This window comes from Lentzea sp. NPDC051213, from assembly GCF_044455585.1.
In the GTDB taxonomy this organism is placed as follows: domain Bacteria; phylum Actinomycetota; class Actinomycetes; order Mycobacteriales; family Pseudonocardiaceae; genus Lentzea.
Genome location: NZ_JBITEX010000001.1, coordinates 976,924 through 994,919 on the forward strand (window position 1 = coordinate 976,924; position 17,996 = coordinate 994,919).

The 17,996-nt window shown below is 70.1% G+C and carries 15 protein-coding genes; 8 read left to right on the forward strand and 7 right to left on the reverse strand.

What is annotated here, in order from left to right; all coding sequences use genetic code 11:
• Positions 1 to 7: 7 nt before the first annotated feature.
• The 4 genes from ACIA8G_RS04305 to ACIA8G_RS04320 all read right to left on the reverse strand — a co-directional run bounded on the left by ACIA8G_RS04305 (position 8) and on the right by ACIA8G_RS04320 (position 5,011).
• Complete coding sequence (locus ACIA8G_RS04305) at positions 8 to 1,228, reverse strand: hypothetical protein (RefSeq protein WP_396416807.1); 1,221 nt, start codon at positions 1,226 to 1,228, stop codon at positions 8 to 10.
• A gap of 117 nt (positions 1,229 to 1,345) precedes the next feature.
• Entirely contained in the window at positions 1,346 to 2,731 is a 1,386-nt protein-coding gene (locus ACIA8G_RS04310; RefSeq protein WP_396416808.1) for an alpha/beta hydrolase family protein, read from the reverse strand.
• A gap of 93 nt (positions 2,732 to 2,824) precedes the next feature.
• Positions 2,825 to 3,610, reverse strand: coding sequence for an Asp23/Gls24 family envelope stress response protein (locus ACIA8G_RS04315; protein ID WP_396416809.1), 786 nt, complete (start codon positions 3,608 to 3,610; stop codon positions 2,825 to 2,827).
• A 168-nt stretch (positions 3,611 to 3,778) separates the two neighbouring features.
• A complete protein-coding gene (locus ACIA8G_RS04320; RefSeq protein ID WP_396416810.1) occupies positions 3,779 to 5,011 on the reverse strand; it encodes a lysyl oxidase family protein in 1,233 nt (410 codons plus the stop codon).
• Positions 5,012 to 5,110: 99 nt separating this feature from the next.
• Between ACIA8G_RS04320 and ACIA8G_RS04325 the strand changes: the two genes are divergently transcribed.
• From ACIA8G_RS04325 to ACIA8G_RS04340, 4 genes are all read left to right on the forward strand, one after another.
• Positions 5,111 to 5,683 (forward strand): MerR family transcriptional regulator, encoded by a 573-nt coding sequence (locus ACIA8G_RS04325; protein WP_396416811.1) that lies wholly within the window; start codon positions 5,111 to 5,113, stop codon positions 5,681 to 5,683.
• Positions 5,680 to 7,989, forward strand: coding sequence for a VIT domain-containing protein (locus tag ACIA8G_RS04330; protein ID WP_396416812.1), 2,310 nt, complete (start codon positions 5,680 to 5,682; stop codon positions 7,987 to 7,989). The genes ACIA8G_RS04325 and ACIA8G_RS04330 overlap by 4 nt, the downstream gene beginning before the upstream one ends.
• Positions 7,990 to 8,171: 182 nt before the next feature.
• Positions 8,172 to 9,056, forward strand: a complete 885-nt coding sequence (locus ACIA8G_RS04335; protein ID WP_396417313.1) for a hypothetical protein — start codon at positions 8,172 to 8,174, stop codon at positions 9,054 to 9,056.
• A gap of 115 nt (positions 9,057 to 9,171) precedes the next feature.
• The gene (locus ACIA8G_RS04340; RefSeq protein ID WP_396416813.1) at positions 9,172 to 10,356 is read left to right on the forward strand and encodes a serine/threonine-protein kinase; all 1,185 of its coding nucleotides are present in this window, start codon (positions 9,172 to 9,174) and stop codon (positions 10,354 to 10,356) included.
• A 6-nt stretch (positions 10,357 to 10,362) separates the two neighbouring features.
• Here the strand turns inward: ACIA8G_RS04340 and ACIA8G_RS04345 are convergent, their stop codons facing one another.
• Genes ACIA8G_RS04345 through ACIA8G_RS04355 form a run of 3 tightly spaced genes read right to left on the reverse strand, consistent with a single transcriptional unit; the run spans position 10,363 to position 12,529 of the window.
• On the reverse strand, positions 10,363 to 11,214 hold the full coding sequence (locus ACIA8G_RS04345) for a PaaX family transcriptional regulator C-terminal domain-containing protein (protein ID WP_396417314.1): 852 nt from the start codon (positions 11,212 to 11,214) through the stop codon (positions 10,363 to 10,365).
• Between the two features lie 13 nt (positions 11,215 to 11,227).
• Positions 11,228 to 12,082: a fumarylacetoacetate hydrolase family protein gene (locus ACIA8G_RS04350; protein WP_396416814.1), complete on the reverse strand. Its 855-nt coding sequence runs from the start codon at positions 12,080 to 12,082 to the stop codon at positions 11,228 to 11,230.
• A gap of 33 nt (positions 12,083 to 12,115) precedes the next feature.
• Positions 12,116 to 12,529 carry a RidA family protein gene (locus tag ACIA8G_RS04355; RefSeq protein ID WP_396416815.1) on the reverse strand — a complete coding sequence of 138 codons (414 nt, stop codon included), beginning with the start codon at positions 12,527 to 12,529 and terminating at the stop codon, positions 12,116 to 12,118.
• A gap of 40 nt (positions 12,530 to 12,569) precedes the next feature.
• Between ACIA8G_RS04355 and ACIA8G_RS04360 the strand changes: the two genes are divergently transcribed.
• From ACIA8G_RS04360 to ACIA8G_RS04375, 4 genes are read left to right on the forward strand one after another with little or no spacing between them, the layout of a single operon-like run.
• A complete protein-coding gene (locus ACIA8G_RS04360; protein WP_396416816.1) occupies positions 12,570 to 13,052 on the forward strand; it encodes a cupin domain-containing protein in 483 nt (160 codons plus the stop codon).
• The gene (locus tag ACIA8G_RS04365) at positions 13,049 to 13,954 is read left to right on the forward strand and encodes an acyl-CoA thioesterase (RefSeq protein ID WP_396416817.1); all 906 of its coding nucleotides are present in this window, start codon (positions 13,049 to 13,051) and stop codon (positions 13,952 to 13,954) included. Before ACIA8G_RS04360 ends, ACIA8G_RS04365 begins: the two co-directional genes overlap by 4 nt.
• Positions 13,955 to 13,979: 25 nt before the next feature.
• A complete protein-coding gene (locus ACIA8G_RS04370) occupies positions 13,980 to 15,569 on the forward strand; it encodes an AMP-binding protein (protein WP_396416818.1) in 1,590 nt (529 codons plus the stop codon).
• Positions 15,566 to 17,938 (forward strand): bifunctional salicylyl-CoA 5-hydroxylase/oxidoreductase, encoded by a 2,373-nt coding sequence (locus ACIA8G_RS04375; RefSeq protein WP_396416819.1) that lies wholly within the window; start codon positions 15,566 to 15,568, stop codon positions 17,936 to 17,938. Before ACIA8G_RS04370 ends, ACIA8G_RS04375 begins: the two co-directional genes overlap by 4 nt.
• The last annotated feature ends 58 nt before the right edge of the window (positions 17,939 to 17,996 follow it).

Sequence of the window (17,996 nt, forward strand, 5' to 3'; positions counted from 1 at the left end):
GGGCTTGTCACCAGGGGGACGGTTGGGTGGTGTCCGCCAGTTTGTTCGCATGCTGAAGCACACCGAGCTCGCGCAACATCCGGTCGCGCTGCGCGGGGTCGTGGGCGACGTGCGAGGTGTGCAGGGCTTTGCGCAGACGCGACGTCCGCCGCGGCGTCCACCGGCTGGCCAGGGCCAGCTTGGCGGCCCGCAACGCCGCCCGGTCGCGGGTGCGTGCCAGGGCGTCGCGGTGGTCGTCGCCCAGTCCCAGCAGCGACAGCACGCGTTCGCGCAGCTCACGGCCCACCCGTGCCCAGGTCGTGGTGCGCTGGCGCGCGGCGCGGATCTCGATGCCGAGAGCTAGGTGCAGCATCACCAGTCCCAGGACCGGTCCGAGCAGGACTCGGGCGCTACCTGCTACCGGGCCGGACAGGGTGAGGGCTGCGAACGCGGCGAACGCTGTTAGCGCCCATGCCACCAGGCGGGCTGGGCCGGGGCGGCCGTCTTGGCGCACTCCGGCGCGCATGGCCCAGCCGCAGGCGATCAGTGCTGCCTCCATTACGGAGAACAGGATGATGCGTTCGACGCTGTCGGTGATGCCTAGGCGCTGCTCGAAGAACCTCCATGAGGTGTCGACGCTTACGCCGATGCTCATCAGGGCTACTGCGTAGAAGCCCTTGGCGCCTGCTGGTTTCGACGGTGCTGGGGAAGGGGACGGCGCTGGGTGTGCGGTGGGTGCAGGGTGTGCGGTGGCCGCGGGGTGTGCGGAGGGCGCGGGGTGCACGGAGACCGCAGGGTGTGCGGAAGGCGCGGGCTGCGCTGGAAGCGCGGAGACCGCGGGGTGTGTGGAGGGCGCGACGTGCGCTGGGTGTGCGGAAACCGCTGATGGCGCGGAAACCGCTGGGTGCGCGGACGGCGCGGGGTGTGTGGAGGGCGCGGTGAGTGCGGAAGCCCCAGGACCGCCGCCACCCTCGGCCTCATCCAGCTTCGCGATCAGCTCCGGAGTCAGCGGAATGTGGCCGCTCGTGTCGGTCACCCCGTTGCGGGCGCGCCACTCGTTCACGATCGGCGTGGCGTACGGCCTGCTGGGCACCACCTGGCCCTGCTTGCTCAGCCAGCGGCGAACATCCTCCACCGAGCATCCGCGCGGCATGTGTTCCAGCGCGTACAGGATCTGGGCCTTCTTGGTCTTCAGCCGGCTCAACGCGGCTTCGTGCTCCGTTGTGTGGCCGACCTCGTCCGTGCGCACTCGTCCTCTCCATCCTCCGCTGGGTTGTTCGCGTCGACACGAATCTCCACGTTGTGATTCGCGACGCGCGGCACCCTACCGCGCCACTGCCGTCGATCGGCAGTGGCGCGGCGTTGGTCACAGCGACGGGCGCAGTTGGCGAGGTGGTTGCTTGTCGGTGAACGCCGGTGGCATCACCTTGTCCGTGAAGGTGTAGATGTCGAAGACGGTTTGTTGTTGCTGGGTAAAGGTTGCGGCCTGGGCGTTGAGCTTGCCGGTGCGCAGGTCAGGCCACCGGCCTGTTTCGACCTTCGTGGACAACCCTTGCAGCGCAAGGATCTCGTCGGCCGCGCTGAACGCGCCGTGGTCGCCGCGATCGACGTACAGCTGGCGCAGCCGGTCCGGGTGGCCGTGCTTGCGGACCTGCTCGCCGTACCAGCGGGCGTCGGAGGTGATGATCCCCTCGGCGATGCCGTGCAGCGTGACGACCGGCGTCGGAGTGGTCCCCGCCGACACGCCGTGCCGGTACATCCACGCCACCGCAGCGTGATCCGGTGCGATCCGCGGTGCGTGGGCAAGTTGGCGCAGGTCGGCACCCAGGTCCGTGCCTGCCACGCGGTACGCCTGCTCGACGAAGTCACGCAGCCCTGAGCGGTCTAGCTGCCGGGCGTAGTCGACGCCGATGTTGTGCGACGGGTTCCCGCCCGCGCGGCGTTCGACGTCGACTCTGCCGATGGGGCCCAGGCCGGCCACGTACGCCGCCTCGGTCCACCACGCCTGCTGGCGGATGGCCTCGACGGGGTCGGCGGGCGGTCGCTGGTGGGCGGTCGCCCACAGCGGCAGGCCACCGATCGCGCCGATCAGCGCCAGTTTCGCCCTGCCCTCCGGCGTGGTCAAAGCCTGCTGGACGCCGCGTTGCAGCACCTGCACGCTGTGCGCCGGGTCGCGTGCCTTGACCAGTTCGAGTCGCTGGTCGTCGGTCAGCAGGGTGCGGACGGCGAACGTGACGTCCAGCCCGCGGTTCAGGGTCGCGGGGACGTCCTGGTTGCTGCCGAGCGCCAGCACGCCGTCGAACCGCTCTGGGTGGCGCTCCGCCAGCCGGGTCGCGATGCCGCCGCCCATAGAGAACCCCGACGAGATCGTGTGCCGGGGCTGCGCGACGTTGTCGCGGAACCAGTCCAGCAGCGCGATCTGGTCGTTGAGCGCCTGGTCGATCACCATGCCGAACCGGCCCTTGTACTCGGAACCGGCCAGCGCGTAGCCGTGGTCGAGCAGCCACTGCTCGGTCTCCACCCGGTTGGCGAGCGGGATCCCCTGCGGCCACGGGGAACCTTCCGGGATGTAACCGTGGCTGAACAGGATCAGCGTGCCGTTCCACCGCTCCGGCGTCTCGACCCGGTAGCCGGCGCCGTCGATGGTGCCTGTGTAGGTGTGCCTTCCCGGCACGGTCGCTGTCGTCGCGTAGGAGGTGCCCGTCACGCTGATCAGGAGCAGCAGGACGAGCGCCAGCACTCGGCGTCTCATGTGTTTCCTTCCGTTCGGACTCGGTCACAGATACGTCGAACGAGCCGAGCGGAAAAAGACACAGGACGCCGAGTTGGTCGACTCCGGCTGCGGTCAGGCGGTTTCCGGCAGGTGGATGTCGCTGACGTGGACGTCCACCGCCGCGACGTCGTAGCCGAGGAACTGCTCGACGGCCTCGATCACGTCGGTCCGGACCTGCTCGGCCAGTGCCTTGATCGCGTGCCCGAACTCGATCACCAGCGAGACCTTGATCGTGGCGACGTCGCCGTCCACCTCGACGGAGATGCCGTCCGCGGCAAGGCTGTGCACGCCGTCGATCTTGCCGGCGACGATGGTCACGACCTTCGCGACGACGGCGTCGTCCACGGTGATGTTGCCGCGGGTGCCGGCGGCGGCGCGGGCCGGTGCGGCCACGGTGGCGTCAGCCTCAACGGCGCCTGCCTCAGGTGCGTCAGCCTCAACCGTGTCAGCCTCAACCGCTTCTGGCTCGACTGCGTCAGCCTCAACCGCTTCTGGCTCGACTGCGTCAGCTTCGACTGCTTCGGGCTCGGCCGCGTCGACGTCCGTGTCCTCGGTTTCGACAGCGACGGGCTCGTCGTCCGCCGCGCTCTCCTCGTCCTCGTCAGCGGTCTCGTCAGTGATCTCGTCGGCGGCTTCCGGCGCGACGTCTTCGTCCGCAGTGGCCTCGTCGGTGTCATCCGAGTCCGGCGTGCTGTCGTCCTCAGCAGCGTCGTCCTCGGTGGCCTCGGCCTCGATCGCTTCGGTGTCAACGGTTTCGTCGGTGTCGGCCGGCGCGGTGGTGGGGGCCGCGCTGTCCTCGGGGGAGTCGGTGGCGTCGTTCTTGGGGCGGCCGAAGAGGGTGCTCATGATCTCGGACATGGGTGTGTCGTTCCCGTCTCGCGAGCGAAGGATGCAGGGGAGGAGTGAGTAGACGGCGCCATGATAGGCAGGACGCGGGTGCTCCTGATCAACAGCTCCACATCGAGATTTCCCTGTGTCCTAAGCATGTTCAGCTCGTGACGAGCCACCCCGGAAGCCGCCGGAACGTCAGCAGCGCGAGGGCGTGCTCCCGAGGACGGCCGTCGGCGTGCCCGTCGCCAGCCCGGACAACGTGACCGGGATCCGGACGCAGTTGTTGCCGTCGGAGGCCTCGCGCAGCTTGTCGGTCGGGTCGACGCGGGTCACCAGCACGTAGGTGCCGTCGGTCAACGAGCTGACCTCGATCATCTGGTCGGGCAGCGCCCACCAGTACTCGTCGGCCCACCCGCGCGAGATGCCGTTCTTGAACGCGTCGACACCCGGCGGCGACGACGGTTCGGGGTCCAGGCAGCGTGGCGCCGGGTAGCTCTGCGGTGCGTTGCCCTTGCGTGCCCACCAGGGCATCTCGGTGTCCGCCATGCAGAAGCCGTTCTTCTTCCCGGTGGCGACCACGGCACCGGCGGAGTTCTCGAGGGTGGAGATCGAGAAGTCCTCGAAGTGGTAGTGGCTGTGGATCGGGTGGTAGTGCATGACGCCCACGGACGGCACGTCGCGGAACGTCCCGTCGGCGCGGTAGATGCGTTGCGAGCCGGGCACCTCGTGCGGGCGCTGGCCGGCCGGGGTCGAGTACCGCACGTCGACCGGGCCTTCGCCGACGTTCGCCATCGCCTGGCCGAAGCGCAGGCACTTGCGTGCGTTCTGCTCCTCCACCTCGCTGCGGAAGCACGACGAGCCCGGTGCCGCCACGTCGTCGAAGAACGGCGGCGGGGTCTCGAAGGTCGCGTACCGCTGCGGCAGCACCTCGAGATCCGGCAAGAGCTCGCGTGAGGACGCTCGAGGTGAGTTCTCGTTCTCCAGCAAGCCTTCGTACCGGACGACGTCGGACCCCAGCTCGGGCACGAACGGGTTGTAGAAGACGTAGACGGTGTAGCGCGCGGAGGTCTTCGGCAGCCACACCGACCGGGCGGGGCCGATTTGCGCGTCGACGAGAGCGATGCGCCGGGACCCCTCGTAGACGACGAACCCCAGGCTGTCGTCGGGAGTGGCGCCGACCGCGCGGATCGCCAGTTCGACGCCACCGGGTTTCGCGCGCAGACCGGCGGGCAGCCGGACGGAGACGAACGCCCGGTCGCACCCGTTCGTCCGGCATTCGGGCACGTCCCGCAGGCGCGGGTCGGTCTTGCGGACTTCGCCCTTCCAGAAGTCAGGGCGGTCGGAGTTCGCGACGACCGATCCGGTACCGGCGGTCGCGGGGTGAGTGAGCAGCAGCAACAGCGCTGCCAGCAGTGCCAGGCCCTTCATTCCATGCCCCCGGAGCAGGTTTGGTCACGCTCGGCACCCAGCACGCTACTCCTGGAGGCAACATTGACACTGTCACGGTTGCAGTGTCAGTATCGCGGTGTGTGGACGCTCGACGAGTTGCTGGAACGTGTCTCCGCCGCGCTCACGGCGGAGTACTCGGGCTCGCCCAACGGTCGTGTGCGGGACGTTCCCGACCGGCGGGCGGTTCGCTGGTACGCGACGACGGGGCTGGTCGACCGGCCGTCGGCGATGCGGGGCCGCACCGCGTTGTACGAGAAGCGCCACCTGCTCCAGCTCGTGGCACTGAAGAGGTTGCAGTCAGAGGGGAGGACGCTGGCCGACATCCAGGCGAAGCTCGCGGGCGCCACCGACAGGACGTTGGCTGCCATCGCCCGCGTTCCCGAACCGCTGCTCACTTCCAGCGCAGCGACACCGCCGGAAGCTGTCCGCCCGAGGTTCTGGGCGGAACCTGCCGCAGTGCCAGCGGAAACGCCACCGGCACCCGCGCCCGCGGTTCCGCTGAACGGTGTCGCGCTCGGCGGAGGTGCCGTCGTGCTGGTGCCGGGGACGCCGACCGCCGCCGACCTCGCGGACATCGCCGCCGCGGCCCGGCCGTTGCTCGACCTGCTCGCCGCCCGTGGTCTGCTCACGAACGAAAGGGACTCGTCATGACCTTCTCCGTCGCCCCGATGCTCTCCGCTGAGCTGGACCGGATCGGCCGGACGACCGAGGACGCGGGTGTCGGTGTGCTGCGCACCGAACGCGGCAACCTGCCGCTGGAGCGGCTCGACGTGCGGGCGACGATCACCGGGCTGGTCGGCCGCGTCGTGCTGACGACCGGTTTCGTGAACTCCCACGACACCGCCCTCGAGGCGACGTACGTGTTCCCGTTGCCGGACCGCGCCGCCGTCACCGGCATGAAGATGACCGCCGGCGACCGCATCGTCGAGGCCGAACTGCGCGAACGCGCCGAGGCGCGCCAGGCCTACGACGAGGCGATCGCGGCGGGCAGGAGAGCGTCCATCGTCGAGGAGGAACGGCCCGACGTCTTCACCATGCGGGTGGGGAACATCCCGGCAGGTGAACGGGTCACCGTCGAGCTGACCATGGTCGGGCCGCTGGTGTTCGAGGACGGCGCGGCGACGTTCCGGTTCCCGCTCGTGGTGGCACCGCGGTACGTGCCGGGCACCCCGCTGCCGGGACCGTCCGTCGGCGACGGGTACGCGGAGGACACGGACCTGGTGCCGGACGCCTCCCGGATCACGCCGCCGGTGCTGCTGCCGGGCTTCCCGAACCCGGTGCGGCTCTCGATCGGCGTGGAGATCGACCCGGCCGGTCTCGAGCTAGGCGAGGTGCGGTCGAGCCTGCACACCGTGACGGGGGAGGGCAACACCGTGACGGTCGTGCCGGGGGAGCGCGCCGACCGCGACTTCGTGCTGCGCCTGGCGTACGCGGGAAGCAGTTCGGCGGTCGTTTGTGTGTCCGATGTGGACGATTCCGGCGAGGGCACCTACCAGCTGACGGTCCTGCCACCGGACTCCGCGGCGCCGGTCCGTCCACGCGACGTCGTGCTGCTGCTCGACCGCTCCGGCAGCATGTCGGGCTGGAAGATGGTCGCGGCCAGGCGCGCGGCGGCCCGCATCGTCGACACGCTGACCGCGGCCGACACGTTCGCCGTGATCACCTTCGACGACAGCCTGGAGCGCCCCGCCGAGCTCGGCACCGGACTCGTCGCGGCCACCGACCGCCATCGTTTCCGCGCCGTCGAGCACCTGGCGGCGGTCCAGGCGCGCGGTGGTACCGAGCTGTTCGAACCGCTGCGGGAGGGGCTGACCCTGCTCACCCGCGCGAGCGAGGAACGTGACCCGGTCCTGGTGCTGGTCACCGACGGACAGGTCGGCAACGAGGACCAGCTCCTGCGCGACATCGCCCCGGTGATCAACCGGACGAGGGTGCACGCCGTCGGCATCGACACGGCCGTCAACGCGGGCTTCCTCGGCAGACTTGCCACCGCGGGCGCCGGCCGGTGCGAGCTCGTCGAGAGCGAGGACCGTTTGGACGACGCGATGGCGCACATCCAGCGCCGAATCGGCGCGCCGGTGATCACCGACGTGGTGGTGTCGCCCGGCTCCGAACTGCCCAGGCAGCCCTCTGCGATCTATCCCGGCGTGCCTTTCGTTGCGCTGGGCCGGTATCGCGGATCGGCGCCGGCCTCGTTCACCGTGACCGGCAGGTCCCGGGACGGCGCGGCCTGGCAGGAGACGGTGTCCGTGCGGCACCTCGACGAACCCGCGGTCCGAGCGCAGTGGGCCCGCGCCGCACTGCGCGATCTCGAGGACCGGTACGCGACCGGCGACCGGGCGGTGGAGCAGGAGATCGTGCGGACCTCACTGCGGTTCGGCGTGTTGTGCCGCTTCACCGCGTTCGTCGCGGTGGACGAGCGAATCGTGTCCGACGGCACGGTGCACCGGGTGGTGCAGCCGGTCGAGCAGCCCTCGGGATGGGATCTCGGGATTGCGCCGATGGCCGTGGCGGCAGGGGGTTACGGCGGGGGAGCGATGAGCTTCGCCGGGCCGCCGCCTGCCCCTGCCGCCGCACCGCAGGCTGCTGGTCGGATGCGAGCTCCGGGCCTGTTCCGACCGGCGGCGCCGAAGCAGGTGGCCGAGTCGCCGTCCGGCGGTCCGGGGGAACTGCGGGAGATCGCCGCGGTGGAGGTGCGACGGCTGGAGAAGGACGCGGGACGGCCGGCCTGGGAACGCCGGGAGCTGCTCGCGGATCTGGCCAGCAGGCTCGGGACCCTGCTCTCGACCAGGCAGGGCCCGGCTTACGAGCCGTTGCGCCGCCTGGTCGCGGAGCTCAACGCGGGCAGGCTGTCGGACGGCGAGGTGGGCGAGCTGTGGGCGCGGGCTCAGCAGGTGCTGCGGGAGTTCGCTGAGGGGGAGGTCGCGGGGGAGCGTCGCCGGACGTTCTGGCGCTGACCGATCTGCGGGCGTCCGCAGGCCGCGATGACCACGTGCGACCACGTGCCGGGTGATGCGGGAGGTCGCCGGGGAACGCCGCCGCCCGCGGACGCCTTCAGGCCGCAACGATCACGTGCGACCACGTGCCGATCCGCCGACGCCTTCAGGCCGCAACGATCACGTGCGACCATGTGCCGGTGATGCCGGAGGTCACGGCCGCGACCTGGGCGGAGCAGCAGGTCACCAAGGTCCGCGACGACCCCGCCGGTCGGCTGGCGTTGATGGAGCGCTGCTACCACGGCCCGTTCGGCCATGCGCCCCAGCACCTGCCGTTCCGGCGGGCGGCGATGTCGTTCATGCGCTGGCAGTTGCGACGTGGGGTCCTGCAACCGACCTCGAACGGCCGCCCCGGCAGTCCGTGGTGGCGCGCGGTCAACGAACGCATCCTCCGCGACGGCTGCGAAGCGGTGGGTCTGAGCGGCGGGCTCGGCGGCCCGGCTTCGTCGGCAACGGCGGCGCACTGGCTTTCGTTCGCGCGACGGCCCACCGCTCAGGCCTGGTACCGCGCGCACAACGGGAGTGTGGTCGCCGCCTACCTGGAGCATCGCGCGCTCGCGGAGGCGGAGAACGAGCCCGAACGGTTCTTCATGAACGTCGTCCTGTGCCGGGTGCTCTACACCCATGCCCTGGTCGCGGCGCCCCGGATCTCGCTGAGCCGGCTGCATCCGCTCGCACCGCTGCTCGGCGACCCCCGGCTGGGGATGGCCGGAATCTTTCTTCAGCTCTCCCGCGTGCTCCCCGGCGAATACCCGCTCCGCGGGAGCGCGCGGTACTACCTCGGCAGGGAACACGGGTTCGGTCGCCTCGTCGACTTCGGGATGATCCTGCCGAGGTTGCAGCAGCTCTACGAGTGGTCAGCGCACGAACTCGAGGCACCGGGTTTGCTCGACTGCGTCCGCGACGGTGCCCTGGTCTACGCGTGGCCGTTCGAGGATCGGCACGTCTGGCAGCAGCCGCGATCCCGGGTGATCCCGGTGATCCACCGGTTCCTCCCGCCTACCGGGAGCGTCTCATCTGGTGGTTGACGGTTGACAGTCAGGCCAACGGTGGAATATTCCAAGCCCGACAGAGTGTCCGGTGCGCCGGCGCGGTCGGGTGGGCGGGGCCACCTGACCGACGTCGATGAGCTCGAGGTGGCGAATGACAGAGTTACCGGAGATCCCCGGGATCCGGTACGTCCGACCGCTCGGCAAGAACGTCCACCTGTACCGCGGTGCGGACGGTGAGGTCGCGGTGAAGCTGCTCGTCGATCCGCCGCGCGTGGCCGAGATCAGGACGGTGGCGGGGCTCGGACATCCCGGCATCGTCACCGTGCACCGCGCCGGGCGGACCCGCGGTGGGCTGCCATACCTGGTCATGAGGTGCTATCCGGGTGGTGACCTGGCCGCCGCTGCACCGCTGCCGTTCGGGCGGGTGCTGGAGATCGGCATCGGCGTCGCGGACGCGTTGCACGCCGCGCACCAGGCCGGTGTGGTGCACCGCGACGTCAAGCCGGCGAACGTCCTGCTCGACGAGCGCGGACAGGTGTACCTCACGGACTTCGGCACCACCGGCAGGGATCGGCTGCCGTGGACGGCTCCCGAGGTGATCAGCGCTGGTGCCCACGGTGTCCGCGCGGACGTCTTCTCGCTCGGCGCGACGTTGTGGCACCTCCTCGTCGGCCACTCGCCGTTCGTGGTGCCGCGCGGCGACAACTCCCGTGTGGCGATCGAGCAGCGCATCCTGCTCAGCCGCCCGCAGCACGCGGGGCGGGCACCGCAGCCGCTGGAAGTGCTGCTGCGCCAGGCGATGGCAGCCGATCCGGCCGCGCGTCCCGGGTCGGCCGCGGAGTTCGGGCGGCGCCTTCAGCAGATCTACGACGAGTCGACGCCGACCACCGGCTTGCACGCCCTCGTCGTCCCCGCGCCGGACCCGCCCGCGCGCCGCAAGCCGCGCTGGCCGCTGTACGCCGGTGCCGCGGGAGCCGTCGCCGCGGTGGTCGGCGCCAGCGCGCTTCTCCTGCCGGACAAGGGCACGCTGCCGGCTCCGGTCGCGGCGCAGCCGCAGAGCACGGCGGGCGCCCAGGCCGGGCCGTCGGCCAAGGCCGTGGTCACCGCGAGCCGCATCAACGCGGAAACGCTCCGGTTCACGTGGACCTACCCGTCGCCAGAGCCCGGCGACACGTTCGTCTGGCGCACCAACGACGAGCTGAAGACGGGCACGGTCGACGTGCCCTCGGTCGAGCTGCTCGCTTCGGGCGCGCTGTGCGTCGAGGTGCGGGTCGTGCGCAGCGACGGCAGCAATGCGAGCGACCGCGCCTTCTCGCCGGAGGGCTGCGGTTTCTGACGCTTCCTAGCCGGGACCGTGGATCACGGCCAGGGCGTGCTCGCGTGCCGGTGCGCTCAGCGTGTTGTTGAGCTGCTCGAACAGCGTTTCCGCGGTTACGCCGTTCCATCCGGGCGGAAGGAGCGACAGGGGGAGTCCGGGATCGCTGTAGGGCAGGCGCCGCCACTGGGTCAGCATCGGCACGTACGTCTGGAAGGCCTGCTCCGGGGTCGTGAGTCCGGCTGGGACGGTGTCGAGGACCGAGCGGTGGCGCCGCACGAAGTCCGCGTACAGGTCGGCCAGCTCGTCGAGGTCCCACCAGGCGCGCACCTTCGACCGGAGGTCGCCGAACGCGAAGTGCTGCCCGGTGAAGATGTCGACGTACTCGGACAGCCCGCGGCGTTCGAGGGTCCGCCGTGTCTCCGTGGCCAGGTTGCCCGGCGCGACCCACACGCCGGGCGCCGTGGTGCCGAAGCCGAGCTGGGTCAGGCTGGTGCGCAACGCGTGGCGCTTCTCGCGTTCGGACTCGGGCACGGAGAACACGACCACGAGCCAGCCGTCCTCGACCGTCGCCCGCCTGCGCTCGAAGATCCGCGCGTCGCCTTCCGCGAGCGTCTCCAAGGTCGGTTCGGAGAGGGCGTATCCGGCGGCGCCGTCGCGGCGGTCGCTGCGGACCACGCCACGGCGCTTCAGGCGGGAGATCGAGGACCGCACGGCCTGGCCCTCCACGCCGAGCTCCGCCATGAGCTGCACGACGGACGCCACGGAGAGCCAGTTGTCCTCGCCGCGCGCGTACAGGCCGAAGATCGTGATGATGAGCGGGCCGAGCCGGTCGCGCCCGGCAGGAGCCGCTGGTTCTGTGGTCAGCGCGACGTTCAGCGCACTCTCCTCGTCAGCCGAGTTCCGTCAGGGTGACAGTGTTGCGCAGCTCGCCCAGGCCGCTGACCCGAGTCACCACGAGGTCGCCGTCGCGCAGGAAGATCTGCGGCTCACGGGCGCTCCCGATGCCGCTGGGCGTGCCGGTGAGGATCACGTCCCCGGCGCGCAGCGTCATGCCGTGGCTCAGCTCGGCGATGATCCGCGCGAACGAGAACGCCATCTGCGCGCTGGAGGCGTTCTGCAGCAGCTGTCCGTTGACCTCGCATTGCACCTGCATGCTGGCGAGATCCTCCACGGAATCTGTTGTCGTCAGCCACGGGCCGAGCGGCATCGTGGCGTCGAGGCTCTTGCCCTTGAGCCACTGTCCGCCGTGCGCCCGCTGGAGGTCGCGCTGGGAGACGTCGTTGGCGACGAGGAAGCCGAAGACGTGGTCCAGGGCCTTCTCCTCCGGGATCGACCGGCCGTCACGGCCGATGACCATGGCGATTTCGGCCTCGTAGTCCCACTTCTGCGACAGCTCCGGGTCGTAGGCGATGGCGTCGGCCGGTCCGATGACCGTGTCCGGGCCCTTGGTGAAGAAGGTCGGGCGCTCCGGAACGGCCACGGGATCCTGTCCCTCGCGCTTGCCCTTCGACTCCTCGAAGTGGTCGAGGTAGTTCCAGCCGGTGCACAGGATGTCGCGGTTGAAGCGGTGCAGCGGCGACTCCAGGCGAACCTCGGCCAGCGGCAGAACCTCGCCGCGGACACCTGGTGAACCGCCGCGGACGATGTCGTCGACGGTGGTGGGCAGCAGCGCGATCGACTGCTCCGCCTCGTCCACGACACCGGCACGGCGCACGCCGTCCACGGTCAGAGAAGCAAGTTTCACTATCGCGTCTCCATTTCGCTGATCATGAAAACGCTACTTCTTGATCAGGCGGTGCTCCGGGATCACGGCCACGCCGAGGATCTCGATCAGCGCTTCCGGTTGCCACAGCGCGGTGCAGCCGATGCCCGCCATGGCCGGGTAGACGGGGCCGGCGAGCTCGCGCCACACCTTGCCGATCTCCTTGCCGTGCGCCTGGTAGTCCGGGATGTCGGTGAGGTAGATCGTGATGCTGACCAGGTCCTCCGGCTCGCCACCCGCCTCGCGCAGCGTGGTCAGGACGTTGCCGAACGCCTGGCGGAACTGCTCGACGATGCCGCCGGGAACGATCTTCATGTCGGCGTCGAGCGCCGTCTGTCCGCCCAGGTGGAGCGTGTTTCCGGCGAGCGTGCCGTGCGAGTAGCCGCTCGGTGCGGGAAGGCTGGCCGGGTTCACTGCAACAGGCCTCATGAGTATTGACATTATCTGACGGCGGTGAAGAATGCGATATATGGAGCCCGACCTGAGTAGGTACCAGCTCGAAGGCGACAACTCGATGTACCGGCTGCCCAGCGGACTCGTCGCCCCGGTGGTGACGCGCGGAGGCGCCGAGAACCCCGACACCGCGAACTCCGGTGGCGCGATCCGGATCTCGGGCGTGAGCATCCAGCACACCCCGGCGACGAAGCTGTGGTTCGGGAAGGTGACCAACGAACCCGGCTACCGCTCGGTCACCCACCACCACGGCGAGGCCGAGACCGGCGGCTACGTGCTGTCCGGCCGCGCGCGGATCTACTTCGGCGAGAGGTTCGAGGACTACGTCGACATGGCGGAGGGCGACTGGGTGTTCGTGCCGCCGTTCATGCCGCACATCGAGTGCAACCTCGACCGGAACAAGCCGCTCACCTGGATGACGACGCGGACCCCGGAGAACATCGTCGTCAACCTGGCCGACGTCCCGGACGAGGATCTCCGCGACTGGCTGAGCCGATGACCGCCGGGACCCTCGCGACCTCCGCGATCTTCACGTCGGCCATCGCGCTGGAGAAGGCCGAGCCGGAGCACTTCGACCTCGCCTTCACCGCCGTCACCCAGCCCTGCCCGTGGCCCAAGGCGTACGGCGGCGACCTGGTCGCCGCAGCGGCGGCCGCGGCCATGCGCTCGGTGACCGACGGCAAGTCGTTGCACTCGATGCACAGCTATTTCCTGCGTCCCGCCGACATCGGCGCGCAGGTGCGCTACGAGGTCGAACTGCTCCGCGACGGCCGGGGCTACAGCACCCGGCAGGTGCGCGGCTACCAGAACGGCAAGCCCCTCTACGTCTGCCTGGCGAACTTCGCCGCCGGTGAGCCGAGCGGCAGCTTCCAGGCCGAGTTCACCGAGGCTCTGCCCGGCCCCGACGACCTGCCCAGTTCGGCGGAGTACCTCGCCGGCCGCAGCGGGGGCACGATGACCGAGGTGTCGAAGGCCTACTGGGCCGGCGGCCGCAGTTTCGACATGCGGCACGTGCCCGGCCCCGTCTACCTCGCGGTCGAGGGTGAACGGGTCCCGCACCAGGCGGTGTGGATCAAGCCGTTCGACCCGCTGCGCCCGGTCGAGGGGCTGACCGACGCCCAACGAGACCTGGCCGCGCTGGCCTACATGTGCGATTACACGATCCTGGAGCCGATCCTGCGGGTGCTCGACCTGCCGTGGGCCGAGCCGGGACTGGTCACCGCGAGCCTCGACCACGCCATGTGGTTCCACCGCCCGGCCCCGATCGACGACTGGCTGCTGTACGTGCAGGAGGCGGTCGCCGCCGACGCGGGCCGCGGCCTCGGCTCCGGCCGCTTCTTCACCCGCGATCACCTGCACCTCGCCACCGTTGCCCAGGAGGGCATGATCCGCGCTTCCTGACCCGCCGCCCGCGGAAGGACTGACCATGTCGGACACGTTCGCTCGCGATCACCTGCCTCCCACCCGGCTGTGGCCGACGATCGAGTTCACGACGCCGGAGCTGAACTACCCGGCGCGCCTCAACGCCGCCACGGAACTCATCGACGTGCCCATGTCGACGTTCGGACCCGGCCGCCCTGCGCTGCGCACCCCGGACGGGGAGATCTGGTCCTACGGCAAGCTGTGGACCCGTGCCAACCAGGTCGCGCAGGTGCTGACCGAGGACCTCGGCCTCCTGCCCGGCCACCGGGTCCTGCTGCGCTCACCCAACAACCCGTGGACCGTCGCCGCCTGGCTCGGCGTGCTCAAGGCGGGCGGCGTCGTCGTGACCACCATGGCGGCCCTGCGCACCCGCGAGCTCACGCCCATCGTGGAGCGGACCTGTCCCTCGATCGCGCTGGTGGACCAGCGGTTCACCGAGGACGTGCGCGCCTTCCAGTCGCTGACGGTCGTCGACTACGACGATCTCGCGGCGCGCTGCGCGACCAAGCCGGGGGAGTTCACCGCCGTGGACACCGCCGCCGACGACGTGGCGCTGCTGGCGCCCACGTCCGGGAGCACCGGCGCCCCCAAGATCACCGCGCATTTCCACCGCGACGTTCTCTCCATCGACAACACCTTCGGCCGGCACGTGCTGCGGCTGACGCAGGACGACCTCGTCGCCTGCACGGCTCCGTTCGCCTTCACCTTCGGCCTGGGCATGCTCGTCGTCTTTCCGTTACGAGCAGGGGCTTGTGCCCTGCTGACCGAGGCCGCCACCCCAGCCCAGCTCGCGGATCTGGTGCAGCAGCACGGAGTCACGGTCCTCGCGACCGCGCCGACGGCGTACAAGGCGATCCTGCGCGACGGTGCGGAAGGGAAGCTCGCCGGGTTGAGGACCGCGGTGTCGGCCGGTGAGCACATCCCCCAGCAGACCTGGGAGCGGCTGCGGGACCGGCTCGGGCTCAGGGTGATCGACGGCATCGGCGCCACGGAGTTGTTGCACATCTTCATCTCCGCCGCCGGTGACGACATCCGGCCCGGCTCCACCGGCAAGCCGGTACCGGGCTACCGCGCCACCGTTCTCGACCTCGACGGCAGGGAACTCGGCCCCGGCAAGCCGGGGCGGCTGGGCGTCATCGGCCCGGTCGGCTGCCGCTACCTCGACGACGCGCGCCAGCAGGACTACGTGGTGAACGGCTGGAACGTCACCGGAGACATCTTCCACCGCGACGAGGACGGCTACTTCCACTACCACGCCCGCAGCGACCACATGATCGTCTCCTCCGGGTACAACATCGGCGGGCCGGAGGTCGAGGAGGCCATCGACACCCACCCCGACGTGCTGGAGTCCGCCGTCGTCGCAAAGCCCGACGACGAACGCGGCTCGGTCGTGTGCGCCTTCGTGGTGCTGCGCGACGGCGTGCTCGGTGACGCCGAGAAGGCCAGGGAGATCCAGGACCACGTCAAGCGGACCATCGCCCCCTACAAGTACCCGCGCGACGTGCGGTTCCGGACCTCGTTGCCGCGCAACGCCAGCGGCAAGCTGCAGCGCTTCGCGTTGCGCAAGCTCGTCGAGGACGAGGTGCCGGTGTGAAGATCGCGATCGTGGGTGGTGGCCCGGGCGGCCTGTACTTCGCCGCGTTGATGAAGCAACTGGACCCGGCACACGACATCACCATCTGGGAACGCGACGCCGCCGATGTGACCTTCGGCTTCGGTGTGGTGTTCTCCGACGAGACGCTGGGCGGCATCGAGAACGCGGATCCGGAGTTCGCCGACACGATGGCACGTCGGTTCGCCCGGTGGACCGACATCGACATCCACTACCGCGGCGAGAGCCACACCGTTGGTGGACAAGGGTTCGCCGCGATGAGCCGCAAGGAGCTGCTCGGCCTGCTGCAGCAGCGGTGCCGCGATCTCGGCGTGGTGGTGCACTACTCGACGCCCGCCCCGGACGCCGATCTTCTTCGTGCTTCCCACGATCTCGTGGTCGGTGCGGACGGCGTCAACTCCGTGGTTCGACAGTCCTTTTCGGATGTTTTTCGGCCTGTCCTCGATCGGCGCCACAACAAGTACATGTGGCTCGGCACTGATCTGGTCTTCGAGGCGTTCCAGTTCTTCATCAAGGACACCGAGTGGGGCACCATGCAGGTGCACGGCTACCCCTACTCCGACAGCGGTTCCACGTTCATCGTCGAGATGCACGAGGACGTCTGGCGCCGGGCCGGTTTCGACGACGGTCAGGAGTTTCCGCCGGGGGTGTCCGACGACGCCGCCGTCGAACGGATCCGCGAGCTGTTCGCCGGGGAGCTGGCCGGCCACCAGGTGTTCGCCAACAACTCGAAGTGGCTCAGCTTCACCACCGTGCGCAACGAGCGGTGGCACCACGGCAATCTCGTCCTCGTCGGGGATGCCGCGCACACCGCGCACTTCTCGATCGGGTCGGGAACCAAGCTGGCGATGGAGGACTCGCTCGCCCTTGCCGCGTGTCTGCACGAGCACCGCGACGTCGAGACCGCGTTGACGGCCTACGAGGCCGAGCGGCGCCCCGTGGTGGAGTCGACGCAGCGAGCCGCCCAGGCGTCCCTGGAGTGGTTCGAGAACATCGGCATGTACGCGAACCAGGAGGCGACCCGGTTCTGCTTCAACCTGCTGACCCGGTCCCGCCGCATCACCTACGACAACCTCCGCACCCGCGACTCGGAGTTCGCCGATCGGGTCGACGCTGCTTTCGCTGCCTCCCAAGGACTTTCCGGTACGGCCCCGGCGATGTTCCAGCCGTTCCGGCTGGGGCGGCTGGAGCTGAAGAACCGGGTGATCGTCTCGCCGATGGACATGTACTCCGCCGTCGACGGCGTGCCGGGTGACTTCCACCTGGTCCACCTGGGATCCAAGGCCATGGGCGGGCCGGGGCTGGTGATGACCGAGATGGTGTGCGTCTCGCCCGAGGGCCGGATCACGCCCGGTTGCACCGGTCTGTGGACCGACGAGCAGCGCGACTCCTGGGCGCGGATCGTGTCGTTCGTCCACTCGCGGAGCACCGCTCGCATCGGTCTGCAGCTGGGCCACTCCGGCCGCAAGGGCTCGACCCGCCTGATGTGGGAGGGCATGGACGAACCGCTGCTCGACGGCAACTGGGAGACCGTCGGCCCGTCCCCGCTGCCGTACGGCCCCGGATCGCCCGTCCCGCGTGAGCTCACCCGTGACGACATGGACCGCATCACCGCCGAGTTCGTGGCCGCCGCCCAACGCGGTGCCGTCGCCGGTTTCGACCTGCTCGAACTGCACTGCGCGCACGGCTACCTGCTGTCGTCCTTCCTCTCGCCGATCGCCAACCAGCGCACCGACTCGTACGGCGGGTCGCTGGACAATCGGCTGCGGTTCCCCTTGGAGGTGTTCGACGCCGTCCGCGCCGTGTGGCCCGCCGAGCGACCGATGATCGTGCGCATCTCCGCGACCGACTGGGCTGACGGCGGCAACACCGAGCACGACGCCGTCGAGATCGCCCGCGCGTTCATCGCTCACGGCGCGGACGCGATCGACGTCTCCTCCGGCCAGGTGACGGCGGACGAGCGCCCCGCGTACGGCCGCTCCTACCAAACGCCGCTGGCGGACCGGATCCGCCACGAGGTCGCCGCCGCCACCGGCACGGCGGTCATCGCGGTCGGCGCCATCGCCTCGTACGACGACGTCAACTCGATCCTGCTGGCGGGCCGCGCCGACCTGTGCGCGCTCGGCCGCACGCACCTGTACGACCCGCACTGGACCCTGCACGCGGCGGCCGAACAGGAACATCGCGGTGCCGAGTGGCCCGTCCAGTACCGGGCCGGCAGCCGCAAGCCGCCGACCGCGCGCACCGACGCCGTCCGACCGCGCCTGTCGCTGTTGCGAGCGGAACCGGCGGACCGGAACGTCCACCTGCGCTGGACCCCGCACCGCGCGCTCGCGAGCCGTCCAGGTTGATCTATTCCGGCCAGCCGGTAACGTGCCCGCCAACGACCCGGCGGGCATCGATCAAGGT

Excerpts from the sequence above, each read along its gene's own strand:
- ACIA8G_RS04310 (WP_396416808.1), bottom strand. The coding sequence starts at position 2,731 with ATGAGACGCCGAGTGCTGGCGCTCGTCCTGCTGCTCCTGATCAGCGTG.
- ACIA8G_RS04315 (WP_396416809.1), bottom strand. The coding sequence starts at position 3,610 with ATGTCCGAGATCATGAGCACCCTCTTCGGCCGCCCCAAGAACGACGCC.
- ACIA8G_RS04320 (WP_396416810.1), bottom strand. The coding sequence starts at position 5,011 with ATGAAGGGCCTGGCACTGCTGGCAGCGCTGTTGCTGCTGCTCACTCAC.
- ACIA8G_RS04330 (WP_396416812.1), top strand. The coding sequence starts at position 5,680 with ATGACCTTCTCCGTCGCCCCGATGCTCTCCGCTGAGCTGGACCGGATC.
- ACIA8G_RS04335 (WP_396417313.1), top strand. The coding sequence starts at position 8,172 with ATGCCGGAGGTCACGGCCGCGACCTGGGCGGAGCAGCAGGTCACCAAG.
- ACIA8G_RS04340 (WP_396416813.1), top strand. The coding sequence starts at position 9,172 with ATGACAGAGTTACCGGAGATCCCCGGGATCCGGTACGTCCGACCGCTC.
- ACIA8G_RS04355 (WP_396416815.1), bottom strand. The coding sequence starts at position 12,529 with ATGAGGCCTGTTGCAGTGAACCCGGCCAGCCTTCCCGCACCGAGCGGC.
- ACIA8G_RS04360 (WP_396416816.1), top strand. The coding sequence starts at position 12,570 with ATGGAGCCCGACCTGAGTAGGTACCAGCTCGAAGGCGACAACTCGATG.
- ACIA8G_RS04365 (WP_396416817.1), top strand. The coding sequence starts at position 13,049 with ATGACCGCCGGGACCCTCGCGACCTCCGCGATCTTCACGTCGGCCATC.
- ACIA8G_RS04370 (WP_396416818.1), top strand. The coding sequence starts at position 13,980 with ATGTCGGACACGTTCGCTCGCGATCACCTGCCTCCCACCCGGCTGTGG.